Below are 26,486 nucleotides of genomic sequence, written 5' to 3'. Positions count from 1 at the left end.
GTCCGTCCCCAGAATACCGTCCCGCCCTGCTCCGCCCGGACCGCTCATGGACAACCCGCTGCTACGCGACGCGATCACCCAGCCTCTGCCGGCCTTCGCCGCCATCCTCCCCGAACACGCGGAAGCCGCGCTCGACGAGGTCCTGGCAAAGAACCGCGCCGAACTGCAGGCCCTGCTCGACAGCGGCCAGACACCGAGCTGGGATCGCCTCGTCGAGCCGCTGGAGGACATGAGCGACCGCATCCAGCGCGCCTGGGGTCCGGTCTCGCACCTGTTCAGCGTCAAGGCCACCGCCGACTGGCGCCGCGCCTACAACGCCTGCCTGCCGAAGCTGACCGAATACGGTGTCGAGGTCTCGCAGTCCGAACCCTTGTACCGCGCCTACGAGGCGCTGGCGGCGTCCGACGAATTCCAGGGCTATGACGCGGTGCGGCGCAAGGTCATCGCCGACGCACTGCGCGACTTCCGCCTGTCCGGCATCGGCCTGCCGCCGGAGAAAAAGGAACGCTACAAGGCGATCTCGCTGCGTCTGTCGGAGCTGCAGACGACGTTCGAAGAGCACCTGATGGATGCCATCCAGGCCTGGGGCAAACACGTCACCGACGAGGCCGAGCTGGCCGGCATGACCGACGAGGCCAGGCAGGCCGCGCAGGAGCGCGCCAAGGCCAAGAACCTCGAAGGCTGGTGGCTGACGCTGGATTTCCCGAGCTTCGACGCCGTCATCAGCTACAGCGACAACCGCGCGTTGCGACGCGAGCTTTATGAAGCCTATGCGACGCGTGCGTCCGATCAGGGGCCGCAGGCCGGCCAGTTCGACAATAGCGCGCTGATGGAGGAAATCCTCGCGCTGCGTCACGAGCTCGCGCAGCTGCTGGGCTTCGGCAACTACGCCGAGCTGTCGATGGCGACCAAGATGGCGGACACGCCGGACGAGGTCGAAGCGTTTCTCGTCGATCTGGCGCAGCGCGCCAAGCCGAGCGCGCAAGCCGACCTCGACGCGCTGCGCGCGTTCGCCCAGCAGCGCGACGGCCTGAGCGACTTCGCGCCGTGGGACGCCGCCTACTACGCCGAGAAGCAGAAGGAAGAAACGCTGGGCCTGTCCGACGAGGAACTGCGGCCGTACTTCGCCTTCGATCGCGTGGTGCGCGGCATGTTCGACGTCGTGCAGCGCCTCTACGGCATTTCCATCGAAGCCGTCGACCACATCGAAACCTGGCACCCCGACGTCACCACCTATGCGCTGAAGGACGGCGAAGGCGTGCCGTTCGGGCTGTTCTACCTCGATCCGTATGCGCGCGCCGAGAAGCGCTCCGGCGCGTGGATGGACGAGTGCATCAACCGCCGCCGCACCGCGCACGGCCTGCAACAGCCGGTCGCCTACCTGACCTGCAACTTCACGCCGCCACTGGCCGGCAAGCCGGCGCTGATGACGCACGACGAAGTCGTCACGCTGTTCCATGAATTCGGCCACGGCCTGCATCACCTGCTGACGCGCGTCGACGAAGCATCGGTCGCCGGCATCCACGGCGTATCCTGGGATGCGGTCGAGCTGCCGAGCCAGTTCATGGAGAACTGGTGCTACGACCCGGCGACGCTGCGTCAATTGGCCCACCACTGGCAGACCGACGCGGTGATGCCGGAAGCGATGATCGACAAGCTGCGCGAGTCGCGCCGCTTCCATGCCGGCATGGCGACCGTCCGCCAGCTCGAATTCGCGCTGTTCGATCTGCGCCTGCATCGTGACTTCGACCCCGGCTTCAAGTCCGAGCACGGCGAGCGCGTGCTGCAGCTGCTCGACCGCGTGCGCGACGAAGTGGCGGTGATGAAGCCACCGGCGTTCAACCGCATGCCGTGGAGCTTCTCGCACATCTTCGCCGGCGGTTACGCGGCCGGTTACTACAGCTATAAGTGGGCCGAGGTGCTGTCGGCCGACGCGTTCGCGGCCTTCGAGGAAAGTCGCTTCGCCACGGAAACCGGCCAGCGTTTCCGCGACACCATCCTCGCCCAGGGCGGTTCCAAGGAAGCGATGGACCTGTTCATCGAATTCCGCGGCCGCAAGCCGAGTATCGAAGCGCTGCTGCGTCACAACGGCCTCGGCGAGGACGTCGGCCAGGCCGCCTGACGCACAGGGCCTGGACCGAGAAGCCCGCTTTACGCGGGCTTCTTCTTGCGGATATACTTCATTTATGAACTATTCATTTATGGTCGATATCGGCTGGCGCCGCGCGCTGCTGACCGCTGGCGCCGCAGGACTGGCGCTGCTGGGCGGCTGTGCCAGCATGGACGGCATTGCCCCGCAGGCGAAGACCGTCGATGCAACGACACTGCAGGCCGGCCAGACCCTCAACGGCGAAAAACCGGATGCGCCCTGGCCGGACGCAAAATGGTGGACGACCTTCGGCGACGCACAGCTCGACCGCCTGATCGCCACCGCGACCATCGGCAACCCCAAGCTCGACGTGGCACGCGCGCGGATTCGCGCCGCGGCGGCGCAGGCCGGCCTTGCCAAGGCCGCCGCCGAACCCGACGTCAAGCTCACCGAATCGAACGTCGACACGCTGTTCACCGGGCAGAGCTTTTATCCGTCGCCGTATGCGCGGGAGTGGTGGTGGGCCAACACCCTGCACCTGGACTTCAGCTATTCGCTGGATCTATGGGGTGGTGACGAAGCGGCGATCAAGGGCTCGCTGGCGCAGATGTACGCCAGTGCCGCCGCCGAACAGGCAGCACGGCTGGCATTGCAGAGCGACATCGTGCAGGCCTATGTACAGATGACGCTGGCCTACGAGCAGCACGATCTGCTGAGCAAGGACCTGAAGAATCGCCAGCAACTGGTCGACATCGCTCAGCGCCGCCTCAGCGCCGGCATCGGCACCGAACTGGAGCTGTCGCAGGCCCAGTCGGCGGTACCGACCGTGCAGGCCGAGATCGATGCCACCGAGCTGAAAATCGAACTGGGCAAGCATCAGCTCGCCGCGCTTTGCGGCCAGGGACCGGGCGCCGGCGACCACATCGAACGGCCGACCCTGAAACTGCCGCCCGAAGCGCTGCTGCCGAGCCAGTTGCCGGCCGAGTTGATCGGCCGCCGCCCCGACATCGTCGCACGCCGCTGGCAGGTCGAAGCGGCTGGCGAAGGCATCAAGGTCGCCAAGTCGCGCTTCTATCCGAACGTCAACATCTCGGCGATGGTCGGCCTCGAATCGCTGGGCTTCTATCACTACCTCAACACCGACGCGATGGTCGGTGGCGTCGGCCCGGCGATCTCGCTGCCGATCTTCGACGGCGGCCACCTGCGTGCCGATCTCGGCGGCAAGACCGCGGCTTACGACGAAGCCGTCGGCGCGTACAACGCGACCATCGTGCAGGCGCTGCAGCAGGTTGCCGATCAGGTCGCGACGATTCGCGGCCTCGAACGCCAGCAGCAGCAGATCGATCAAGCGCAGGCCACTGCCCAGCATGCCAACGACCTGGCCATGCGCGGTTTCCGCGCCGGCCTCACCAACTATGTCGAAGTGCTGACCACCGAAAACGCGCTGATCGCGCAGCAGCAGCACAGCGCCGCGCTGCGCGCGCAGCGCATGGCCGCGCAGGCGCTGCTGGTCGAAGCGATCGGCGGTGGGCTGCCAGCCGCGACGCGGGAACCGCCGGCCGACGCCACTCAGGCGGCGCCGGACACCGCGCAGGCCCAGCCTTGAAGACCGACAAGCACCCGCGCCACATGGCGATCGAGCGCGCCCTGCTCGGCGTTCGCGAACGCCTGCCCGACATGCCGTACGAACGCTTGCTCGCGGCGCGCTTGATGACGCATGCGCACAAGCATTCGCAGGAGCTGAGCAACGTCGTGCTCAAGCGCCACGCACTGAACTACGCCACGTATTCAACGATGATGGTGTTGTATGGCAACGCCGGCGCCGGCATGAGCGCATCGGAGCTGGCCGCCGCGACCGGCGAAAAGCCGACCAACCTGACCCGCGTCTGCGACGAGCTGTACGCGCGCAAGCTGATCCGCCGCGAGCCGAGCAGCGACGATCGCCGTCGCATCGAGCTGCGCCTGACCCGGGCCGGCGAACGCCTGATCGAGGAAGTGCAGCCGGAAATCTGGGCACTGGTCAGTCGCTTCTACGAAGGCTTCAGCGCGGCCGAACTCGAACAGTTGCAATCCATGCTCGGCCGCGTGCTGGCCGCCAGCCTCGGAGACCGCACATGAGCGGCACGGATCTGCGTCACTTCGGCCGCCAACTGTTCGGCCTGACGCCACCGCAGCGCATCACGGTGCTGTTCGTGTTCCGCACCATCGTCTCGGCGGCGCTGGCGATGTGGCTGTCGATGCGCTTCGGCCTGGACCGGCCGTCGACGTCGATGATCACCGTCATCATCGTCGCCCAGCCGCAGAGCGGTCTGGTGCTGGCCAAGAGCGTCTATCGCGCACTCGGCACACTGATCGGTTGCGGCGTGACCCTGCTGTTCGTCTCGTTGTTCGCGCAATACCGCGAGCTGTTCATCGGCTCGGTCGCGCTATGGGTCGGCATCTGTGCTGCCGGCTCGGCCTATTTCCGCGACTTCAAGGCCTATGGCTTCATCCTGTCCGGCTACACGGCGCTGATCATCGGCTTCCCGGCAGCGCTGCACACCGGCGTGACCTTCGATACTGCGCTGTCACGCGTCAGCGAAGTGCTGCTCGGCATTCTGTGCGCGGGGGTCGTCGCCGACACCGTGTTCCCGCATCGCCTGGCGCCGGCGCTGGTCGAGCTGGTGCGCACCCGCTATCGCGACTTTGCGATGTTGATCGCCGGCACCCTGTCGAGCCGAGACGAACCGGGTGAATCGGCGCGCCGCCACGCGCGCCTGGCCGGCGACATCATGCGCTTCGAGTCGCTGCGTGCCTCGGTGTATTTCGAAGATCCCGAAGTGCGCATCCGCAATCCGCGCCTGCAGCAGCTCAATGTCGCGTTCATGGCAGCGCTGACCAGCTTCCATGCGCTCGAACGCCTGCTCGCGCGGCAACGCGCCAAGGGCGGCGACCTGATCGACCGCATCGTCTGTACGCGCGCCAAATCCCTGATCGACGTGCTCGCCGACCCGCCGGGCAGCGCCGCCGAGGCGCGCACGACATTGCCACGTCTGGAGTCCGCGGTCGCCGCGCTATCGATGCCGGTCGACGCATCCGGCATCCCGCCGGAGCAGGCGCCGGAATTCCACAGCGGCATCGATCTGCTGCGCCAACTCGGTGACGAACTGATCACCTACACACGTCTCTATGCCTCGCTCGCGCACGCGGTGCCGCCGGCTGCACTGCGCCCGGCGCTGCCGGACAGCAGCCGTTTCACGCCGCATGGCGATCTGCCGACGGCCATTGCCGCCGGCGCCCGCGCGGCGCTGGCGCTGGTGCTGGTCTGCACGTTCTGGATTGCCACCGACTGGTCGGCCGGCTCCGGTGCGGCGCTGATCGCCTGCATCGTCTGCTGCTTCTTCGCGGCGTCACCGACGCCGGTACTCGCAACGCGGCAGATGATGCTCGGCGCGGTCTTCTCGACGCTGCTGAGCTGGCCGTACGCCCTGATCCTGCAGCCCGCGGTCGGCGACAGCTTCACGATGTTGATCGTGTCGATGCTGCCGATCATGATCCCGGCGCTATGGCTCGCCGCGCAACCGGCGACGGCCGGCGTCGGCCTGCCGGCTGCCTTGTTCTTCGCGTCGCTGGCAGCGCCACAGACGCCGATGATTCAAGACCCGGCCTCGCTGCTCAATCAGGGGCTGTCGCTGTTTCTCGGCATGGCCGCTGGCGGCATCGTCTTCAGCACGCTGATACCGGCCGAGGGCGCGGTGCGTCTGGACCGTTTGCTCAATGCGCTGCGCAAACAGCTCAGTGAAGTCTGTACGCGGCCGCTGGACGGCCTGCGCGCCCGCTTCGAGAGTCATTGCCGGGATCTGCAGATGCAGATTTCGATCACCACCAAAATCTCCGAAGCCGCCATCACCGACGCTCAGAACTACGGCTTGTCGTTGCTGGAGATCGGCCACGCGATCATCGACGCGCGCCGCACGCTGGCCACCCATGCCGACCTCGCACCGCTGCATGGTGCGATGTCGGCAACGCTCGATGCCGTCGTGCGCGTCGCCGAACAGGCTTCGGCCCTGCGCCGTCGGCGCGCACTCAAGCGTCTTGACGATCTGATCGCCGACGTCGGCGCCATGCACCTGCATGCGCCGGCCGCACTCGCCGCCCGTCAGCGTCTGCTGCATGCACTGTACCGGTTGCGCGCCGGCCTGCTCGACGCCGCCGACCACCCTGAATCGCTGTCCGCCGGAGCTGCTCATGCCGCGTGAATTCGCGCTGTCCGGAATCCTGTTCCCGAGTCTGATCGTGGTCTTCGTCATCGCCGCCGCGGTGACCTGGATCATCGACGGACTCATGGCGCGCGCCAATCTCCATCGTTACGTCTGGCATCCGCCGCTGTTCCGGCTCGCGTTGTTCGCCTGCCTGTTCGGCGCCGGCGGCCTGCTGCTCTACTGAATCCGGACTGTCCCCATGAACGCCATCAAAGCCCTGCGCATCCTCATGACCCTCGCGATCTGCGTCATCGCGGTCATGGTCGGCACTGCCCTCTGGGATCACTACATGCTGTCACCGTGGACGCGCGACGGCCGCGTACGCGCCGATGTCGTGGCGATCGCCCCCGACGTTGCCGGCCTGATCGCCGATATTCCGGTGCACGACAACGAATACGTGCACAAAGGCGATCTGCTGATGCGCATCGACGACAAGCGCTATCAGATGGCCGTCGATCAGGCCGAAGCCGCACTCAAGGCTGCTGACGTCGAGCGTCATCTGCGCAAGCAGGAGGCCGCACGTCGCGCCAAGCTCGACAGCCTGGTCATCTCCAAGGAAAACCGCGAGACGACCTCGTCGCAGGCCGCGGCCGCCGACGCCAAGTACGACGCGGCACAGGCGGCGCTCGACGTTGCCAAACTCAACCTCGAACGCACCGAGATTCACGCGCCGGTCGATGGGTACGTGACCAACTTCACTGCGCAGGTCGGCGACTACGCGTCGGTCGGCAAACCGGTGCTGGCGCTGATCAACGCGCATTCGTACTACATCCTCGGCTACTTCGAGGAAACCAAGCTGCCGCGCGTCCGCGCTGGCGACCCGGTCCGTATCCACATGATGGACGGCGAGGAGCTGACCGGCCGCGTGCAAAGCGTGCCGCGCGGCATCACCGACCAGAACGACACGGTCGGCCGCTCGATGCTTGCCAACGTCAACCCGACCTACAACTGGGTGCGTCTCGCGCAGCGTATCCCGGTGCGCATCAGCATCGACGACCTCGAGCATCATCCGCTGATCGCCGGACAGACCTGCACGGTCGTCATCAAGCCCGGCAAGCAGGACACGAAACAGGCCGCCGCGGCGCCGGCCGGATGACGAAATCTTCACCGAAAATCGGGGCTTTGGCGCTTGCGCCGACGCCCCGTTGCTGCGGAAATGCGCAGGCACTATCAGCCTAGCTGCGTGTCCGGGCCACGCGGCTTTTTTCGCAGGAGATTCTTCAAATGACGCACCCCGTGGTCCGGCGCCAGGTTTCGCTCCTGGGCGCCGCTGTTCTCGGTCTTGCGCTGCTCGCGTCGCCGGCCGCTCAGGCCGCAACGCCCAGCATCGACAAGTTCACGTCCGGCATGCAGCACCAGGACGGCTTTCTGCCGTTGTACTGGGACGCCGATTCCGGGCACATCTACATGGAAGTGCCGAAGGCCGGCACCGAGGCGCTGTTCTTCACGACCATCGCGCAGGGCATCGGCTCCAACGACATCGGCGTGGATCGCGGCCAGATTTCGCGGACCAAGCTCGTGCGCTTCGACCGCATCGGCGACAAGCTGATGCTGACCGCGCTCAATGAAGCCTTTCGTGCCGACACCGACGACGAGGGCGTCAAGCTCGGCGTCGAACAGTCGTTCGCCGATTCGACGCTGTTCGGCTTCAAGATCGCCGCGCAATCCGGCGACCATCTGCTGATCGACGCCACCAACTTCGTGCTGCAGGACGGTCATGGCGTGATCGAGCGCCTGAAGCGCTCGCATCAGGGCGACTTCAAGGTCGACCCGAGCCGCAGCGCGATCGCGATGGACGGCACCAAGGCGTTCGAGAAGAACAGCGAGCTGACCGGCACGCTGACGCTGGCCGCCAACAATCCGGGCAACTTCGTACGCGATGTCGCCGAGGGCCCGAGCGCCCTGACAATCAAGGAACGCTACTCGTTCTTCGAATTGCCGCCGCCGGGCTTCAAGCCGCGCGTCGACCTGCCAGGTGACGGCTACACCGGCTGGGATTACGTCGACTACGGCGCACCGCTCGGCGAGCCGATGGTCAAGCACTACATCGCCCGTCACCGCCTCGAAAAGAAGGACCCGACCGCGGCGATCAGCGATCCGGTCAAGCCCATCGTCTACTACATCGACTCGGCCGCGCCGGCCGTGATCCGCGCGGCGCTGCTGCGTGGCGCGAGCTGGTGGAACCAGGCCTTCACCGCCGCCGGCTACCGCAACGCCTTCCAGGTGAAAGTGCTGCCCAAAGGCGCCGACGCGCTCGACGGCCGCTACAACATCATCCAGTGGGTCAGCCGCCTGACGCGTGGCTGGAGCTACGGCTACGGCGTCATCGATCCGCGCGACGGCGAAATCATCAAGGGCAATGTCACGCTCGGCGCGCTGCGCGTGCGTTACGACTACATGATGGCCGAAGGCCTGCTGTCGCCGTACACCGATCCGGATCATCCGTCGACCGAAGCCGAGAAGATGGCGCTGGCACGTCTCAGCCAGCTCGCCGCGCATGAGCTCGGTCATACGCTGGGCCTGACGCACAACCACATGGGCAGCACCGAAGGTCGCAGCTCGGTGATGGATTACCCGGCGCCGCTGGTCAAGCTCGACGACAACGGCAACGTCGATCTGTCCGACGCCTACGCGGTCGGCATCGGCGACTGGGACAAGGTCACCATCGACTACGGCTATCAGGACTTCCCGCAGGGCACCGACGAAAAGGCAGCACTGACCAAGATCCTCGCCGACGCGCGTGATCATGGCCTGCACTTCCTCGGCGACCAGGATTCGCGCGCCGACAGCACCGCCAGCCCGCCGAGCAACCAGTGGGTCAACGGCACCGACAACGTCGCCGAGCTCAAGCATGCGATGAAGGTGCGTGCCGCCGGCCTCAAGAAGTTTGGCGAGGATGCGATCCGCGGTGGCCAGCCGATGGCGACCATCGAGGAAGCGCTGGTGCCGCTGTACCTGTATCACCGCTACCAGGCCAAGGCCGCGGCGACGATGCTGGGCGGTCAGATCTACACCTACGCCGTGCGCGGTGACGGTCAGCTGCCGACCAAGCCGGTCCCGGCCGACCAGCAGCGCGCCGCGCTGGCCGCACTGATCGACACGCTGGCTCCGTCGCAGCTGACGCTGTCGCCGAAGCTGCTGTCGGAGCTGCCGCCGCGTCCGCAGGGTTATCGCTGGAACCGTGAGCTGTTCACGCGCACCACCGGCATCACCTTCGATCCGCTGGCGCCGGCCGCCGCCGCCAGCCAGCTGACCATCGGTCTGCTACTGAATCCGGATCGCGTCGCGCGCCTGTCGACACAGCACGCCGTCGACGACAAGCAGCTGAGCCTGCTCGACGTCATGGATGCGATCGACAAGGCCGCGTTCGACGGCAAGGCCGACGGCAGCTACGAGGACGCGATCCGCGAACAGCAGCAGACGATCTTCGTCACGCAGCTGCTCAAGCTCGCCACCGAGTCGAGCTCGTCGCAGGTCCGCGCCGACGCCGAGTACAAGCTTGGCCAGATCGAAGACCGTCTGTCGTCGGCGAAGAAGGGCGATGCCGCACAACGCGCCGGTCTGCTGTCGATGCTCAAGCGCTACGACGACGGCACGCTGGATGTCAGCAAGCTGCCGGAACCGACGATCCCGCCGGGTGCGCCGATCTAAGGGTTTTGCAATCGCAGTCCGCAGTCCGAAGCGGCCACCGAAAGGTGGCCGCTTTTTTTGTGGGCGCTCGTCACCGGCAGCGACATCGTCACGCGCAAACCGCCGTCGTTGACCGCCTGTATCTCGCCGTGGTGCGCGCGCACGACACGATCGACGATCGCCAGCCCCAATCCGTAGCCGGGTGTACGCCTGGCGTTTCGCCCACGAAAGAACGGCTGGAACAAGCTCGCCAATTCCGCTTCCGCAACGCCCGGGCCGTGATCGCCGACGCTGAGCGAACAACGATCCGCGGATGCCGCGACACGAACATCAATCGCATGCCCGGCACCGAACTTCACCGCGTTGCTGATCAGATTATCGAGCGCGCGCGACAACAACTGCGCGTCGGCCTCGACCAGCGCCGGCACCGCCGCATCGAGGCGCAGAACACTGCCGACACGCCGCGCATCCAGTTCGGCCTGCGCCACGGACATCGCGGCCAGCGCCGCCAGGTCCACCGACTCGCGCCGCGGTTGCGGCACACCGGCCTCGACCTGCGACAGCGTCAGCAACTCGTCGATGAGATGATCGAGACGCGCGATCTCGCGTTCGGCACGTTCGAACGAGCCGAGCGGCGCCGGCCGCTGGCGCTTCGCGAATTCGAGAATCAACTGCAGACGCGCGAGCGGCGAGCGCAGCTCGTGCGAAACATCGCGCAGCAGACGCCGCTGCTGATCGACGAGCGCCTCGACACGACCGGCCATGCGGTCGAACTCGCGGGCCAGCGTCTGCAGCTCCTGCGGCGCGTCGTCGAACCGGCCGCCGGCCCGCGCCGACAGCTCGCCTTCAGCCATCCGTTGCGCCGCGCCCTGCAGCGCCGCGGCCGGCGCCGAGATACTGCGTGCAAACCACCAGCCGACCAGACCGATCGCCAGCAGCGACAGCGTCACCTGTATGGTCAGCAACAAAATTCGCCGGACCGGAAACGGCGCCGGGCGACGCAGCGCCACGAACCAGCGGACCGCACCATCGGCGCCCACCACACGCTGTGCGACCAGCAGTTGCCCGGGCCTGGGCTGCCATTCGCTGTGCGGCTGCAGCAACAACCGCGGCAAGACGCGCTCGACTTCCGGCAGCAGCGGCCCTCCGAGCAAGCTGCGCCCGTTTTCCAGTAGCGTCGCTTCGACATGAATGTCGCGCTCGCGGTCGGCGGCCCAGTCACCCAGCGCGTCCACGCCACCGGCCAGATAGTGCGCGTCGGCGTCGCGCGCCAGGCGCAACCAGTCGGGGGCGCGGCTCTCGGTGTACCAGGTGATGACGCTGCTCAGCGCCACGCTGACCAGCAAGGTGGCGACGTTGACGCAACAGAACCACAGCAACAGACGACGATACAGCGTGTTCAAGCGGCGGCCCCATCCGGGACGTGCATCAAATAGCCGGCGCCGCGCACGGCTTCGATCACCGGCGCCAGTGGCGACGCCTGCAGCAACTTGCGCCGCAAGCGACTGACGTGCACGTCGATCGTGCGGTCGAAACGCGCCGCTTCGCGGCCCAGCGACGCCTGCATCAGCTCCGACTTGCCGATCACGCGCCCCGCCTGCCGCGCCAGAATCAGCAGCAACTTGAATTCGGCGGCGGTCAGGCGCAGATCGCGGCCGTCGATATCGGCACGGCAGGCCGCCGCATGAATGCGCAGCCCACCGAGGACGGGATTCTCGGGACCGCCCGACAGTTGTCGCCGCTGCATGGCGCGCACGCGCGCCAGCAGCTCGCGCGGCAGGCAGGGCTTGCCGAGATAGTCGTCAGCGCCGTATTCAAGGCCGGTCGCGCGGTCTTCCGCATCGCCGCGGGCCGACAGGATGATCACCGGCAACTGGTGATGCAGACGCAGCTCGCGCAAGGTCTGCAGCCCGTCGCCGCCCGGCATCGCAATATCGAGAATCAACAGGTCCGGGCATGCGTCGAGGGCGGCAAGACGACGCAGCACGCCGTCTCCGTCGTGCACGGCATCGACGGCGAAACCCTCGAGGCGAAGAAAGTCAGCCAGCAGCGCGCAGAGCTCCTCGTCGTCATCGGCGATCAGCACGCGAAATGGCGGACGCAACGCCGCGACGGTCTGGGTTTTGAATCGGGACGGAATGGACATGGCACCTGAAAGCGATAGGCCCGGCTCGGGATTCGCGCGCCTGTCATCCTAGTTTCACTGTCCAATGTGACAGCCTGGCGTCACACCACCGCAACGCCCTCGGCCGCCGCTTCGGTCGCCACGCCCCTACAATCGACGCTCGCGCCACCCCAACCCACACGCCCCCAAACTGTCCCATTGCGCATGCATCGTTTCCCCACCCTGCTTGCCCTCGCCACCGCCCTGCTGCCGTTGCTGACATTCGCCGCCAGCACGCCGTTACCCGCCGAGCGCATCGCCTACCTCGACCAGCAGGTCGACGCCGCGGCCGCGCGCTATCACCTGCCGGGCATGGCGGTCGGCGTCATCGACAACGGTCAGATCGTCTACACGCGCACGCTCGGCGAACGTGTGGTCGGCAGTGGCGAGAAGATCGATGGCGACACGCTGTTCAAGATCGCTTCACTGAGCAAGGCGATGACCACGGCGCTGCTGGGGCGCCTGGTCGACGAAGGCAAGCTCGACTGGGACGACAAGGTCACGAAGTATCTGCCCGGCTTCAAGATGTACGAGCCGAAGGTGACGAAGCAGATGCGCGTCGCCGACCTGCTGACGCATTCGAGCGGCCTGCGCTACGGCAGCGGCGATCTGATGCTGTGGCCGGACCCCAACGATTTCACGCGCGCCGACATCATTCACGCGCTGCGCTACTTCCCGCCGGCCTATCGCTTCCGCACCGAATACCACTACGACAACCTGCTCTACGTCGTTGCCGGCGAACTGGCCGCCAAGGCCGGCGGCGCCTCCTATGAAACGCTGATGCATCGCGAGGTCTTCGCGCCGCTGGGGCTGAACCGCTGCCAGGTCGGTCGCTGGGACCGCGACGCGATCGGCAACGTCGCCGAGCCACACGGCTATATCGACGGCCACAATCAGGTGATCCGCGCCGACGGTCCGGTGATCCCGGCCTCTGCCGCCGATCCGGCCGGCGGCATCCGCTGCAGCCTCGACGACATGCTGCGCTGGGCGCAGAACTGGCTGGCGCCGACACCCGCGCAGTTGCACTGGCTGTCGGCCAAGCAGCGCAAGGTGCTGCAATCGCCGCATATCAAGATTCCGGTACCGGCGCTGGCGCGCGTCTGGAGCGGCACCACCCGGCGCGACTATGGCTATGGCTGGCGCATGAACGACGTCGACGGCCAATGGGCGGTCTGGCACACCGGCACCCTGTCCGGCATGTACGCCGAGCTGTGGCTGCTACCCGATGCCCGCAGCGGCTTTGTGCTGTTGATCAACGGCAACGGTGGGCAGGCGCGCACCGTGCTTGGCGAAACCTTGAAGAAGTTCTTCACCCAGCCGTCGAACACGCAAGGCGTTGCCGGCTACGGCGACAAGCTCGATACCATTATCGCCAACGCACCGACGCGCCGTAACGATCCGAACCTGCCGGACAGCGCGGCGATGCCGCCCGTCAGCGCTGCGGCCATGGCCGGCCAGCTCGGCATCTACCGCGATCCGTGGCTCGGCCAGGTGTCGATCTGCGCACGCGATGGCTTCGTCCATTTCGCTTCGGAAAAGTCGCCGCGCCTCGCCGGTGTCGTCGTTCATGATGGCGACCGCGACCTGGTGCGCTGGGACGATCGCAGTGTCGACCCCGACGCCTGGCTGGACTTTCACCAGGGCAATCCGATCCAGCTGACGATGGCCAAGCTCGACCCATACGGCGACGCCAGCTCCGATTTCGAAGACCTGCACTTCGTGCGCGAACGCGGCTGCGAGTAAGGCCGATATCCGCCGCTGTGGTGGCGGCCGCGCTTCAAGCGGGCTCGGCTGGCACCATGTCGGCCGGCACCGTCGAACACATCGGCAGTGCCGTCATCGGTGATTCGGAATCGGCCGGGGAGACCAGGCGGTAACCGCTGCCACGAACGGCTTCGATGCGTGGCGCCTGCAACGACGCGTCCTGCAGCTTGCGGCGCACGCGACTGACATGCACGTCGAGACTCCGGTCGTAGCGCTCGATCTCGCGCCCCAGCGCGGCGCGCGTCAGCTCGGCCTTGCCGACGACGCGGCCGGCCCGGCGCGTCAACGCCAGTAGCAGACGGAACTCGGCCGCCGTCAGGCGCAGATCGCACCCATCGACGCAGGCCCGGTGCACCGTGACGTCGAGCTGCAAGCTGCCGAGCGTCAGATCGTCCGGCAGCTGCATCGTCTGCCGACGCAGCTGCGCGCGAATCCGTGCCAGCAGCTCGCGTGGCGGACAAGGCTTGGCCAGATAGTCGTCGGCCCCGGCGTCCAGGCCGACAACGCGGTCGCCCAGCGCGCCATGCGCGGACAGCATGATCACCGGCAGCGGGTGGTAGGCCCGCAGTTCACGCAGTGCCTGCAAGCCATCGGTGCCAGGCATCGTCACGTCGAGGATCAACAGGTCCGGACTGCACTCGGCCGCCAGCCGTCCGAGCACGCTGTCACCGTCATGCACGGTCTCGACTTCGAAACCCTCGTCGCGCAACAGGTCGGCAAGCAGCTGGCATAGCTCCTCGTCGTCGTCGGCGATCAGAATGGACGGCGGCACCCGGTGAGTAGCCGGCGGGGGGACGGACGGCATGGCAGTTCCCTGAAAATGCCAGGTCATGGCGCCCCGGTGGGCCATGACATGAAACGGCAAGTCTGCCGCCGTGATGTGACAGATCAGCGGTCGTGCCACTGGGCGCGCATCGAAACCCCGTCGGCGCTGACGAAGCGGCGCTGACGCATCCATTTCGTCGCCACCCATTTCTCGCCGGCGAGCACCCGGCCGCCAGCGTGCAGCGTGCGGGGATCGACGCGGCCGCTACGACTGCAGTATTCGAAATACACGGCATTGCCGCGCTGCGGCGCAACCGACCAGCCCAGCGCCGGGAATACGGTATCGCCGCCAGCCTGAACGTCGTTCAGATAGCAGACCAGCGTGCTGACGCGCTGGCCGCTGCGTGCGATCGACGCCCGGCTCGCGGCGCTGCCCAGATCGAGGAAGTCGAAATGCGGGGCACTGGCCGCGCCGGCGGTGTAACGCAGAATCTGCAGTCCCTCACCGTTTTCGATCGGCAGCTGCATCAGCGCCGCAAGGCGTCGGTCGATACGCTCGATCAGCGGATTCTCGGCAGGCCGGAAAAACATGCCGTCGCTGCTGCGCTCGGCACTGACGACGTCACGGCCGGTTTTCGGATCGACGATCGTCGACGGCAGCAGGCGCGGCCGCGCCATTGCGATCAGTGCCGCACATTCTTCTGCATCGAGCACACCGGACAGCAAGGCCAGCGTCGGCGACTGCAGTCGCGCCAGCACATCGACCCGGCGCTCGTCGGCAACGAGGTGCCGCGCGGCCGGAAGATACGGGGCGTCGTCGGCCGGCGGCGCGTCGTCGGCGATCTCGACGACATCGATCGGCGGTGAACGTCGTCCCTGCCGAGCGGCGACGAAGGCATCGACGATCGCCTGTGCAGCCGGGACCGGCATGCCCTGCGCCTGCAGGGTTGCGCGCAACCGAAGCGGCGCCATGCCCTGCTCGAGCTGCCGATTCAGCCAGCCGGCCAGCTCCGGCGCGAAACGAACGAGTGTGCCCATTGCTCAGACCGGTGCCGAGCGCGCCACCCAGCCGTTGTCCCCGAGTGTGAATTGCTGCTGCAGTTGCAGTCGGCCGCCGGCACCGTCGATGACGCGCGCCACCATCGGCAACACGCGTTGTGCATCGGCGTGACGCACCCACGGGGCCGGATCAATCTGGTACGTGTAGCTGACCAGCGCCGTCGGATGCTCGGCGTCACGCGGGTCGAGCTGCCAGTGCACGACTTTGTCGAGCGTGATCTGTGCGACGCAAATATCACGCGCGTGCTGCACACCGGCGCGCGACGTGTACGGATGTACCTGGTAGTAGCGCCGACCGTTGGCCGTCAACGCATAGCGTTTGACGACCCCCTGCGGGTTGTCGGTACTGCGCTCGACGGCGACCACCGTGCTCGTCACCAGGCCCAGCTTCTCGAATACCGGATATTGCACCGCCCGGCTCGAATGCGCGGCGGCCTCGGACGGCGTCAGATCGGACGGCCAGTCGAACATGCCCAGACACAGCTGACCGCGATGCGCCAGAAAGTCTTGCAGCGCGAACTCGAAGTTCTCATGCGTCGCAGCGCGCGGATCGTAAGGCGCGCTACAAGCCTGCAGCGCTGCCGTCAGCAACAACGTCACCGGAACCGCCAGGCGGAACATCGTCTTCATCGCTTCTCACTCATCAAGGTTTTCGAAAGTCGTACGCGGCCTCAGCTCGCCGACAGCTCGTCGGCGACCCAGCCGGACGGCGTCAGGTGCATACCGATACGGACCTGCAGGCGACCGGCATTGCGCAGTGCACGCGTCACTGTCGGAAACGCCCGTGTCGCCGTATCGGTCTGCATCCACGGCGCGGGCATGGCGCGGTACGTGAACAGCACCGACGTCACCGTACGGCCGTGGAGCCGCATCGGCCGCTCCCAACCGATCAGGCGGTCGAGCGACAGCGTCGCTGCACACAGATCCGCTTCGTGCGTGACGTGTCGAAAGGCCGTCGACACCACTTCGGGCGCGTGCAGGTAGTAGCGCCGGCCCAGTGCCGTCAGCCGATACTCGCGCGCGGTTATCGGTCCTGCGGCAGCGCCGCCGGCGCGGCGTGGGGGGACGTCCTGCCCGCTGACCAGCCCCAACGATTCGAGGGCCACCATGCGCCGCATCTCGCCCGGCGGGTGCGCACGATCGGCGTCGCCGACCGTGATCGGCCACTCGTACAGGCCCAAGCACAGGTGCCCGCGCTGCGCCAGGTAATCCGCAACCGCCGCCTCGAAGTTCGCGCGATTCGGCAACCGAGCACGTGGATCCTGGCAAGCGCCGATCACCAACGTCAGCAACAGCAGGGCAAGGCCTCTTGGTACCGACATGCAGGTCAATTCACGCAGGCGCCATGGGTCGGCGCGGTTTCCGGCGGCTGATACCCGTCCGTCAACGTGTCCAGGAAGCAGATCAGATCGGTGATGTCCTGCTCGGTCATCGACGGCGTCGAATGCACCGCGCGCGGCTCGGTGCCGCCGCCGAGTGTGTTGTCGCCACCGACACCGGTGCCGAGCGGCACCTCTTCGTCGATGCTGCCCTGCTCGTCGGCCGGCAGGTCGTCGAACTTGTCGACCGTCGCGCCGGGGACAAAGGTCGGCTGCAACGCATAGTCCGGGTTGTCGACCGGCGTGCCCGTGCCGCCGCTGCTCGGATACCAGTATTCGGGATTGGTATCGCGCGTGTTGTAGAAGTGCACGACCTGATCGAGTGTGTGAAAAACGCCGTTGTGGAAGAACACCGTGCGTGTCGCCACGTTGCGCAGCGTCGGCACCTTGAACTGTCCGCAATACGCATCCGGCGTACCGAGTTGCGCTGGCGTGTGGTCGGTGCGGTATGGCCCGCACAGGCCCATGTCGTAATAGGCCGGATCGTCGTTGTTCGGAATGTCCGGGTTACGCGGCGCGCCGATCGCCTGATAGGTGAAGTCCGTCATCAGACCCGTGTTCCCATCAAAGCTGGCGCCACCGTAGTGGCAGGCCACACAGTTGCCGATGTCGGCGGTGTTGAAAACTTCCAGCCCGCGCTTCTCGGCTGGGGTCAAGCCGCCGCCAATTTTGTTCTCGATGTAGAGATCGTATTTGCTGCTGTAAGGGTGGAAGCTGATGTCTTCACGCTGAAAAGCCTGCAGCGCCTGACCCAGATCGGCAAACGCGGCATCGGTGTCGTCGAACACATTCGCACCGAATACCTGCTCGAATTGCGCGGCATACGCACCGATCTTCAACGCCTCGACGACGGCGGCTTTCGAGGGATTGTCCATCTCGACCGGATTGAGCAGCGGAAAGGTGATCTGATCAGCGAGCGAGTCGGCGCGGCCATCATCCATAAAGCCGCCGCCAGGCGAACTCAGTGTCACGCCGTCGGGATTCTCGGCCTCGTCGGAGTAGGCCGGCGTCATGTCTTTGTAGCGCAGCGACGGCACCGCGCGCGTGCCGTAGGACTCGCCGTCAGAGCCGAGCTGCACGGCGAGACTGTTCGGCGGCCCATAGGCGTATTCCGGTGAATGGCAGTCGGCACAGGACATGTCTTTGAAGCCCGACAGCGTCGTATCAAAGAACGCTTTCTTGCCAATCTGCGCCATCGCACTCAGTGACGAGCTGTCATCGTCGCTGCCAGTCGACGGCGATGATGATGCCCCACTCGCGGCACCGTGATTGCCATTGCCGCAGGCGGACAGCGCCAGTATGAGCAGCAACGCTGCCACGCACTTGTTCATCTCAAAATTCCCATTCCGCCGGCGTATAGATCGCGCTCGGCGCGCACGAGGCACATGACCGTCCCCGAACGAAAAGGCGGCGGCGCCCTCCGCGGAGGGCGCCGCCGCTACGGCACGGCTTACTGGGTTGCCCAGATGTTGTCCTGATTCGCGTCAGGCCCCGTTTGCGGCGTGATCGCGCCGTCGGTCGCACCGGTATCCGGGTTCTGCACGCCTTGAATGTCGGCAGGATTGAGCTTCTGCTCATAACCATCCGGAATCACGTAGGCGTGATTCATCGGACGCACCGCATCGAAGTGCGTATCCGCGCTGCCCGCGAATTCCGGCAGATTCGTGATGTTCTGCGCGATGAAGTACTCCGTGTACTTGGCACGGTTCACGTAAGTCTCCGGCTGCACCGGATCAGACAGCTGGAACATGTCCTCGAGCGTGCGGGTGAACGAGAAGTGGCTGTAGGTGTCGGTATCCGCAACGCCCTTCGGCGCCGAACCAACGTCCTGGCCGTTGGTGATGACGGCGAAGATCGAGTTGCCGTGGCCGATGTTGCCGTTGCCGTAGTTGGTCACCGCGCTCGCCTGTGACCAGCTGCCGTCTGCGTTCTGCACCAGCGGCTCGGTGCCGCTGTTCTTGCCACCAGCATTCCAGCCGCAACACGACGTCGCCGAACCTTCGCCTTCGTCGTACATGATCACGATGGCTTCGTGGCGGTTGGGGTTCTTCCACAACGCCGACGCCTGGATCTTGTCGACGATCATGCCGACGTAATAGTCGCCGCGATTGATGATCGGGCTCTGGCCGCTGTTGTCGCCTGCGCAGCTCGTGTCGCTACCCGTGCCGTGCATGTCATCGCACTGGTCGGGAATGACGAAGTTGAGCTGACCGACGTCGCCGGTCGCCAAATCGGTGCCGAGCTGGTCGTAATCGTAGCCTTGCGGAATCGTGTAGGCGGTGCTCTTGGCCCAGTCTTCCGGCGTGTACTGCGTGCCGATCACCGTGCGGTTGTCGGCGTAGAACTCCGGCAGATTGCGTGCGAGCTGATAGCCCATGCCCGGATGGTGCTTGGTCTTGTACAAACCACCCGGCACCGCGTAATCGGCCGTGCCGGTCACGCCACCTTCGTTGTAGGTGTCGACGACCGCCGAGTCGGCGACGCTGTCGGTGCGCGGGTCCTGACCCGGGTTCATCGATTCGTTGTAAACGCGCCAGGTCAGGCCGGCCGACGAGATCTGCGTGAACAGATTGGCCGCCGAAATATTGTGATTGGTGCCGCTGCAGGTGCTCGAATAGCCGCTCAATGCACCGGTCGCGGTCGGCATCGCCGGCATCGCCGGCAGTGGCTGACCATCGGACGCCGTGCCGCCGGCGAATGCCACGTCCGTCGGTGCGTTGTCGCCGGTCGCCGCGCAGCCCCACCAGTTGTCGTCGGTGATGCCGAAGTCGTCACCGCCGCCGACCGCGATGTAGTTCGGCTCGGACGGCTTGCCGGTCGAGTAGTACGTCGAGAACTGGTCGTAGGTGTCGAGAATCTTGTTGATGTTCGGTGCACGCGCGTTGCCGACAATGGCGTCCGTGCTCTTGTTCTCCATGATGATCACGAAGATGTTGTCGTAACGCGGAATGCCTTCGATGTTGAACGCCGCCTGCTGGGCTTCGGCGAAGGTGATGGCCGCCTGCGTCTCCTGCGGCGTTACCGCCGTCGCGGTGCTGACGCCGGACAGATCGACCAGACGCGGATCGCCCCCCTTGACGGCCAGGTTGTCCGGATACAGGTCGCCGCGATCGAACTTGGCCGTCGCGTAGACGTAGCGGTTGGTCAGTGCGTTGTCTTCGAACAGCAGCGCCGACTGCTCGTCTCCCGACAGCGTATTGACGTCGGCCAGCGCGTCGGCACCGCTGATCGTCAGCGCATTGGCGGTGTTGAACGGTGCGCTCAGGCGCGTCGCCAGTGCGGCCTTCTCGGTGGCGTAGTCACTGCTGTCGGCCTCGACCAGGCGCTGCACTTCGCTCGACATCGGGCTGATGACGATCGCGTCTTCGCCCTGATCGGCGATCTGCGCCGCCGAAGCGCGCAGGATCAAATGCGCGGGCACCGCTGCGGACAGCGCGGTGTTCGTCGATGACGTCGTGATGTCGGCGACCAGCGGGCCGCTGGCGTCCGAATCCACCGTCAGTGCGAACGTGCCGGCACTGTCGGTGGTCGCGGAGGTCTCGCCGTCATCGAGCTTGCCGTTGGCATTGCTGTCGAGGAATACCGTGGCACCGGCGTAGTAGCCCGGCTTGATCGTCGGGTCGCCGCTCGTGCTGCCCGGCACATAGCCGCTCGACGAAACGACACCGGACAGCGTCTTGGTGGTCGGCGTGGTACCACCGCCGTCGCCGGACCCGCCGCCGTCGTTGTTGTTGCCATGACCATCACCGCCGCACGCCGCCAGAGCGGCAATGGCGGCCACCATTGCCGCTTCGGCAATGGCCCGGGACGACTTGCGGAAAAGCTGTGACGGCTGTTTGAACATCGATCTACTCCCCTGCGTGGATGCGCGAGCGCGTCGGCACGGCGCCGACGGCCTCTCGTAAGAGCCGCGATCCTAGGCGGCGTGATTGACGAATTTGTTTCTCTTTTCCGGGCTTTACACTTCTTAACGGTGCCAGCACCGCAAGCGTTTCGGAATTAGAATCGCGGACGCCCGAAAAACGCCCTGCCGCCATGCGCATCGCCACCTGGAACGTCAATTCGCTGAAAGTCCGCCTGCCGCACCTGCTCGACTGGCTGCGCGAGACACAGGTCGATGTCGTCGCTCTGCAGGAGCTGAAAATGATCGACGACGCGTTCCCGCACGACGCGCTCGCCGAGCTGGGCTACCGCGCGGTGACCAACGGGCAGAAGACCTATAACGGCGTCGCGCTGCTGGCACGTCATGAGATCGCCGACGTCGTACGCGACATGGACGGATTCGTCGACGAACAGAAGCGGGTGATTGCCGCGACCATCGGCGGCATCCGCTTCGTCAGCGTTTACGTCGTCAACGGCCAGTCGGTCGGCAGCGAGAAATACGCGTACAAGCTGCGCTTCCTCGACGCCCTCTACGACTATCTGGCCGGCGAGCTGGAACAGCACCCGCTGCTCGCGGTCGGTGGCGACTACAACATCGCACCGGCACCCGAAGACACGCACGACCCGCAAGTCTGGGAAGGCGGCGTGCTGTGTTCCGAACCGGAGCGTGAAGCACTGCAGAAGCTGATGTCGCTGGGCCTGCTCGACGCCTTCCGCCTGTTCCCGCAAGCCGCCAACGCCTTCACCTGGTGGGACTATCGGCAGGCGGCGTTCCGCCGCAATCTGGGTCTGCGCATCGACCACTGGCTGCTGTCGACACCGCTGGCCGCCGCCGCGCGTAGCGCCGCCGTCGACCTGGCACCGCGCAAGCTCGAACGACCGTCCGATCACGCGCCACTGGTCGTCGAACTCGCCGATACCTGAACTGCGTCACAAAAACGGGGCTGTTGTTCGCAAAACCGCGGTGCCGATGAGAACCAGTGCGCGGTTTGCCGGACGGACGCCGACTACCATCGGTGCCCATGCGCAACCCAAGAACCCCGGCGGAGCGTGACGGCCGCCGCAACCACTACGACGTCACCGGACGCGTGCGCATCTCGCATCCCCACGAGGTGCGCGATGCGGTCTGCACCTTGCTGCACGCCCGCTGGCCCGCCCTGGACCTGAAGCCCCTGCGCCACGCGTTCTCGACCTTTGCTCGTCTTTATGCCGGCCAGTTGCCAGGCTATCAGGGCTGCGACACCTGGTATCACGACGCTCAGCACAGCCTCGATTGCGCGCTGGCGATGGCGCGCCTGCTCGACGGTCACGAGCGCAGCGTGCCGGCCGGCCAACGCCTCGGCCCGCGCCGCGCACTGCTCGGCATCGTCATGGCGCTGTTCCACGACGCCGGCTATATCCGCCGTCGCGGCGATCGCGCCGGTAACGGCGCCGAATTCACGCTGACCCATGTGCGCCGCAGCGGCGAGTTCCTGCGCGACTATCTGCCGCGCGTCGGCCTGCGTGCCGACATCTCGTGCGCGCGCCAGCTCGTGCATTTCACCGGCTACGAAATCGCCCTCGAGCAGATTCGCGTGCGTAACGAACGCGATCGCACGCTCGGCTTTCTGCTCGGCACCGCCGACGTGCTGGCGCAGACCGCGGACCGCTGCTACCTGGAAAAATGCCGGGACTTCCTCTACCGCGAGTTCGCACTGTGCGGACTGGCGGGCCAGCCGCGCAGCGGCGCGCCGACGCCGATCTACGCGTCGGCCGAGGATTTGCTGAATCGCACCGCAACGTTCAATCGCCAGCTCTGGGCCGAGCGTCTCGACGGCCATTTTCGCGGCGTGCACCGCTATCTCGATGTGCACTTCGGCGGCAGCAACCCCTACCGCGCCGCCATCGACGTGCACTTGAACCGGATCGAGGCGCTGGTGCAGAGCGGCCGCCTCGACGAGCTGCGGCGGCGGCCGGTGGCGATCAATCGCGAGCGCCTGCGGCGCATCCTTGCCACGCCGAAGCGCCGGGCGCGCACCATGCGCATCGCAGCCTGAACCGCCGCACGGCGAAGGCGATCAGCGCGCGGCGGCGTCCTGCGCGCGCACGCTGCGCGTGGCCGGGTTCCAGTCGATCAGCGCTGCGGCCGGCGATGTCGCCCGCCCGTTCAACCAGTCGTCGACAAGCTGCGCCGCGTCGGCGCCCGGCATCGCACCGCCGGCAACGCCGGTCACCAGCAGACCGCGCGGGCCGGCCGCGAACAACGGCGTCATCGGCGACAGCGGCCGGCGTTGCGCGGCCAAGCGATTGGCGGTGCCGCTGGCGGTCGCCGGCGCAAAATCAGCGAGCGCGTCATTGATGAAGACGCCGGTCGCAGGCACCAGAAAACCGCTGCCGAAGGCGTGCCCGAGCGTGAACGTCGCTGCGACCTGATTGCCGGCACGGTCGAGCACGACGACGCTCGCGCCCGACAGGTCGTGCCGCAGCATCGGTGCCGCCGGTGGCGTGGCGCCGGCGGCCAGCGCACGCAAATGGGCGCGTGACAGCAAATCGACCAGCGGCGGCCGGCGCGCATCCGGATCGCCGAGCGCATCGGCCTCGGCGCGGGCGCGGCGCCACGCCGCCTGCCATTGCGTCGCCGCGCGCGACGAGCCGTCGTCGAGCCAATCGCCGACTTCGAGCTGGCCGAACAAGAGGCCGACGCTGACCCCGCCGGTCGATGGCAGCGCCGGCAGGGTCAGCCGGTAGCCGCGGTAATCGACATCCACCACTTCGCGCTCGGCGGCGCGGTACAGGCGCAGATCGGCATCGCGCCACTGGCCGCCGGCCACGCTCACCGCCTTGAGCAGGTGATCCGCCACTGCGCCTTCGTAGAAGCCGCGGCGCCCGTCGCGCGCCAATGCTTCGAGGGTCATGGCCAGATCAGCCTGCGTTAACCCCTGCCCGGCAGTCAGCGAACGGCCGCCGGGCTGCAACAGCTTGCGCGCCGCCCAGGACGAGGGCGGTGTTGCGGTCAACGCCGCCGCCAGTGCCGGACTGACGGGACTGCCGGTGCGCGCGGTTTGAATCGCCGGCTGCAGCAAGCGCGTCAACGGCCGGCTGGTGTAAACCGACGCGACCCGCGCCAGCGCCGCCGGCGTGCCGGGAATAGCGCCGGCAAAGCGGGGCGGCGACGTCGCATCAATGACCGCTGGCGCCTGCTCGCGCCCGTCGATGAAGACATCACGGTCGTCGCGCGCGCGATGCAGCAGCCAGAAGCTGCCGCCGCCCAGACCCGCGGCCTGCGGGTCGACGACGGCCAGCATCGCCGCCGCGGCGACGGCCGCGTCGAAGGCGTTACCACCGGATTCGAGCGTATCGAGACAGACCTGCGTGGCACGCGCATCGGAGGTCGCACAAGCCGGGGCCGGCAACGACACCGGTTCGGCACCTACCACGGCGACGGCCAATGACAGGCCGGATGCCAGAACCCGAGCGAGCGCCGCGACGTTCAAGGCGTGTGGCCGGTCAGCCGCTGGTATTTGGCGCGCAATTCGTCCTGTGTTTCCTCGCGCTCGGGATCGAGCGGAATGCAGGCGACCGGGCAGACGGTCTGACATTGCGGCTTATCGAAGTGGCCGACGCACTCGGTGCATCGGTCGGGATCGATCTCGTAGATCTCGATCCCCTGATAGATCGCCTCGTTCGGGCAGACCGGCTCACAGACGTCGCAGTTGATGCAGTCTTGCGTGATCTTGAGGGCCATAAGACCGCTATTTTAGCGCGCGGCCACGCGCGGCGGCTGAATTTCAGCGCTTGCGAGGCTTCTTGCGGCCGAAACGTTCGAGCAGCACCGGCACCACTTCCTTGGGCACCAGCTTGGCCACCGGCGCGCCGAGTCCGGTCAGCTCGCGTACCAACGACGACGACAGGTGCGCGTATTCCGGCGACGGGTTCATGATCACCGTATCGAGATCCGGATACAGATCGCGGTTCATCACCGCCATCTGCTTCTCGTAGTCGAAGTCGCCGGTGGTGCGCACGCCACGCACCAGCACCGTGACCTTGTGCTCATGCGCGAAGTCGACGACCAGCCCGGAGAAGCCGATCACTTCGACATTCTTCAGGTGCTTGACGACACTCTGGATCAGCTCGACGCGCTCTTCGAGCGTGAATTTCGGGTTCTTCGCGAGGTTGTGTCCGACCGCGACGATCAGCTTCGGAAACATCCGCGACGCGCGCTTGATGATGTCGTAATGACCGAGCGTAATCGGATCGAAGGTTCCGCTATAGGCCGCGATGACCGGCATGTCGTTCCCTGTTTGCGTGGACACGGATTCAGGCCGGCTGTTGATAGCGGGCCAGGCCAAAGCATACCTGACCGGCTTTTTTCTCTCTGAACAGCTCGAAGCCCACCGGCAGCGCCGGCATCGCCCCCGGCGGCCATTCCAGATAGACCCAGGCGCGCGGCGCGAGGACAGCGGCCAGGTCCGGCAGGACGCGCTCGAGCAACCCCTTGCCGTACGGCGGGTCGAGAAATACCACATCGAAGCGATGCGGGGTTTGCGTCAGATAGAACGCGGCATCGATCTCCGACACTTCGGCATGCTGCGCCTTGAGCACAGCCAGCGCGGCGCGGATGGCGGCCGCCTGACGGCGTCCCTCTTCGACGAACACGCAGTGGGCGGCACCCCGCGACAGCGCCTCGACGCCGAGCGCACCACTGCCGGCGAACAGATCCAGGCAGCGCGCGCCGTCGATCACCGGTGTCAGCCAATCGAACACCGTCTGCCGCACGCGGTCCGGCGTCGGCCGCACACCGTGCGCGGCGTCGAACTCGATGACGCGTGAGCGCCACTGTCCGCCGATCACGCGCAAGCGCCCTTCGCCGCGCTGCGCCATCAGTGCCGCTCCGTCGGCGTTGGCGGGACAGACGGGATACGGATGGAACGGGCGGGCATGTCAGCGTCGGACGCCGGGCGGCTTGGGGTCTGCATGGGGCGGACTTTAAGCTGCCCCGCGCAGACGTCAATCCCGGCGCTCAACGAGACGCCGCCTCGCCCTCGATCGGCCGCGCCTCGATGATGCCGAAATGGGCGCGCAACCAGCGGTGCCGCTGCAGAAACAGCAGGCGCACGAACAGGCGGATCAGGCGCTCCGGCAGGAACCGCGGCTCGATCTCCAGCTCATCGACGAGCCGCGAGCCGCGCGACATCAGCTCGACGTGGCGCTTGTGCCGCCAGCGCCGCTGCAGCCACGAGCTCGAATCTTCCTGAAAGCCGTAATCCCACTGCTTTTCGATGCGTAGCGCGTGACGATCGAACGGAATCAGCCCGAGCAACAACAACCAGCTGTTGAACAGCAGCGCTCCCGACGGCGCATCGCGCAGCGTCAGACAGGCAAAGGCTTTCGGCACGCTCATGCGCACCATCGGCGACAGCTCGTCATTGACACCCTGCATGCGCGTCGCGTGCAGCCAGATGGTCGGCGGCTCGGCGTCGAGATGGCTTTCGAAACGCAACCAGATCATGGTCGTCTCCGTTGCAGGCTCGATG

The 26,486-nt window shown here is 66.4% G+C and carries 23 protein-coding genes; 10 read left to right on the top strand and 13 right to left on the bottom strand.

Features of this window, described 5'->3' with window-relative positions:
• Positions 1–46 precede the first annotated feature (46 nt).
• The 7 genes from G7Y82_RS11105 to G7Y82_RS11075 all read left to right on the top strand — a co-directional run bounded on the left by G7Y82_RS11105 (position 47) and on the right by G7Y82_RS11075 (position 9,981).
• Positions 47–2,122 (top strand): M3 family metallopeptidase, encoded by a 2,076-nt coding sequence (locus G7Y82_RS11105; protein WP_168148180.1) that lies wholly within the window; start codon positions 47–49, stop codon positions 2,120–2,122.
• Between the two features lie 64 nt (positions 2,123–2,186).
• Positions 2,187–3,695: an efflux transporter outer membrane subunit gene (locus G7Y82_RS11100; protein ID WP_168148179.1), complete on the top strand. Its 1,509-nt coding sequence runs from the start codon at positions 2,187–2,189 to the stop codon at positions 3,693–3,695.
• Complete coding sequence (locus tag G7Y82_RS11095; protein ID WP_168148177.1) at positions 3,692–4,207, top strand: MarR family winged helix-turn-helix transcriptional regulator; 516 nt, start codon at positions 3,692–3,694, stop codon at positions 4,205–4,207. Before G7Y82_RS11100 ends, G7Y82_RS11095 begins: the two co-directional genes overlap by 4 nt.
• The gene (locus G7Y82_RS11090) at positions 4,204–6,327 is read left to right on the top strand and encodes an FUSC family protein (protein ID WP_168148175.1); all 2,124 of its coding nucleotides are present in this window, start codon (positions 4,204–4,206) and stop codon (positions 6,325–6,327) included. The genes G7Y82_RS11095 and G7Y82_RS11090 overlap by 4 nt, the downstream gene beginning before the upstream one ends.
• Entirely contained in the window at positions 6,317–6,514 is a 198-nt protein-coding gene (locus G7Y82_RS11085) for a DUF1656 domain-containing protein (protein WP_168148173.1), read from the top strand. Before G7Y82_RS11090 ends, G7Y82_RS11085 begins: the two co-directional genes overlap by 11 nt.
• 15 nt (positions 6,515–6,529) lie before the next feature.
• Complete coding sequence (locus tag G7Y82_RS11080; RefSeq protein WP_168148171.1) at positions 6,530–7,426, top strand: efflux RND transporter periplasmic adaptor subunit; 897 nt, start codon at positions 6,530–6,532, stop codon at positions 7,424–7,426.
• A gap of 128 nt (positions 7,427–7,554) precedes the next feature.
• A complete protein-coding gene (locus G7Y82_RS11075; RefSeq protein ID WP_168148169.1) occupies positions 7,555–9,981 on the top strand; it encodes a zinc-dependent metalloprotease in 2,427 nt (808 codons plus the stop codon).
• On the opposite strand, the gene G7Y82_RS11070 is transcribed toward G7Y82_RS11075, so the two are convergent.
• Complete coding sequence (locus G7Y82_RS11070; RefSeq protein ID WP_168148167.1) at positions 9,978–11,363, bottom strand: sensor histidine kinase; 1,386 nt, start codon at positions 11,361–11,363, stop codon at positions 9,978–9,980. The genes G7Y82_RS11075 and G7Y82_RS11070 overlap by 4 nt on opposite strands.
• Positions 11,360–12,106: a response regulator transcription factor gene (locus tag G7Y82_RS11065; protein WP_168148165.1), complete on the bottom strand. Its 747-nt coding sequence runs from the start codon at positions 12,104–12,106 to the stop codon at positions 11,360–11,362. The genes G7Y82_RS11070 and G7Y82_RS11065 overlap by 4 nt, the downstream gene beginning before the upstream one ends.
• 183 nt (positions 12,107–12,289) lie before the next feature.
• On the opposite strand from G7Y82_RS11065, the gene G7Y82_RS11060 reads away from it, so the two are divergent.
• Positions 12,290–13,867, top strand: a complete 1,578-nt coding sequence (locus G7Y82_RS11060) for a serine hydrolase (protein ID WP_168148163.1) — start codon at positions 12,290–12,292, stop codon at positions 13,865–13,867.
• A gap of 34 nt (positions 13,868–13,901) precedes the next feature.
• Here the strand turns inward: G7Y82_RS11060 and G7Y82_RS11055 are convergent, their stop codons facing one another.
• The 6 genes from G7Y82_RS11055 to G7Y82_RS11030 all read right to left on the bottom strand — a co-directional run bounded on the left by G7Y82_RS11055 (position 13,902) and on the right by G7Y82_RS11030 (position 20,875).
• Positions 13,902–14,693: a response regulator transcription factor gene (locus G7Y82_RS11055; RefSeq protein ID WP_168148162.1), complete on the bottom strand. Its 792-nt coding sequence runs from the start codon at positions 14,691–14,693 to the stop codon at positions 13,902–13,904.
• 83 nt (positions 14,694–14,776) lie between these two features.
• On the bottom strand, positions 14,777–15,691 hold the full coding sequence (locus G7Y82_RS11050; RefSeq protein WP_168148160.1) for a 2OG-Fe(II) oxygenase: 915 nt from the start codon (positions 15,689–15,691) through the stop codon (positions 14,777–14,779).
• 3 nt (positions 15,692–15,694) lie between these two features.
• A complete protein-coding gene (locus G7Y82_RS11045) occupies positions 15,695–16,342 on the bottom strand; it encodes a hypothetical protein (protein WP_168148159.1) in 648 nt (215 codons plus the stop codon).
• A gap of 41 nt (positions 16,343–16,383) precedes the next feature.
• Positions 16,384–17,034: a hypothetical protein gene (locus G7Y82_RS11040; protein ID WP_168148157.1), complete on the bottom strand. Its 651-nt coding sequence runs from the start codon at positions 17,032–17,034 to the stop codon at positions 16,384–16,386.
• 5 nt (positions 17,035–17,039) lie between these two features.
• Positions 17,040–18,422, bottom strand: coding sequence for a cytochrome-c peroxidase (locus G7Y82_RS11035; protein WP_168148155.1), 1,383 nt, complete (start codon positions 18,420–18,422; stop codon positions 17,040–17,042).
• Positions 18,423–18,541: 119 nt separating this feature from the next.
• A complete protein-coding gene (locus G7Y82_RS11030) occupies positions 18,542–20,875 on the bottom strand; it encodes an alkaline phosphatase family protein (protein WP_168148296.1) in 2,334 nt (777 codons plus the stop codon).
• Positions 20,876–21,126: 251 nt separating this feature from the next.
• Here G7Y82_RS11030 and xth point away from each other — a divergent pair, with 251 nt between their 5' ends.
• Complete coding sequence (gene xth / locus G7Y82_RS11025) at positions 21,127–21,897, top strand: exodeoxyribonuclease III (protein ID WP_168148153.1); 771 nt, start codon at positions 21,127–21,129, stop codon at positions 21,895–21,897.
• 98 nt (positions 21,898–21,995) lie between these two features.
• Entirely contained in the window at positions 21,996–23,009 is a 1,014-nt protein-coding gene (locus G7Y82_RS11020) for a hypothetical protein (protein ID WP_168148150.1), read from the top strand.
• Positions 23,010–23,030: 21 nt separating this feature from the next.
• Here G7Y82_RS11020 and G7Y82_RS11015 read toward each other — a convergent pair whose 3' ends face one another.
• The 5 genes from G7Y82_RS11015 to G7Y82_RS10995 form a co-directional block, all read right to left on the bottom strand.
• Positions 23,031–24,371, bottom strand: coding sequence for a gamma-glutamyltransferase (locus G7Y82_RS11015; RefSeq protein ID WP_168148149.1), 1,341 nt, complete (start codon positions 24,369–24,371; stop codon positions 23,031–23,033).
• A 71-nt stretch (positions 24,372–24,442) separates the two neighbouring features.
• Positions 24,443–24,697, bottom strand: a complete 255-nt coding sequence (locus G7Y82_RS11010; protein WP_168148147.1) for a YfhL family 4Fe-4S dicluster ferredoxin — start codon at positions 24,695–24,697, stop codon at positions 24,443–24,445.
• A 43-nt stretch (positions 24,698–24,740) separates the two neighbouring features.
• Positions 24,741–25,241, bottom strand: coding sequence for a pantetheine-phosphate adenylyltransferase (coaD, locus tag G7Y82_RS11005; protein WP_168148145.1), 501 nt, complete (start codon positions 25,239–25,241; stop codon positions 24,741–24,743).
• 28 nt (positions 25,242–25,269) lie between these two features.
• Positions 25,270–25,833, bottom strand: a complete 564-nt coding sequence (gene rsmD, locus G7Y82_RS11000) for a 16S rRNA (guanine(966)-N(2))-methyltransferase RsmD (RefSeq protein ID WP_168148143.1) — start codon at positions 25,831–25,833, stop codon at positions 25,270–25,272.
• 139 nt (positions 25,834–25,972) lie between these two features.
• Positions 25,973–26,461 (bottom strand): Rv1443c family protein, encoded by a 489-nt coding sequence (locus tag G7Y82_RS10995; protein WP_168148142.1) that lies wholly within the window; start codon positions 26,459–26,461, stop codon positions 25,973–25,975.
• Positions 26,462–26,486: the final 25 nt, after the last annotated feature.

Origin of the sequence: Solimonas marina (genome assembly GCF_012241385.1) — a bacterium.
Taxonomy (GTDB): Bacteria; Pseudomonadota; Gammaproteobacteria; order Nevskiales; family Nevskiaceae; genus Solimonas; species Solimonas marina.
Note: the sequence above shows the minus strand (reverse complement) of the source record. Positions and strands in the feature narration are given on the sequence as shown.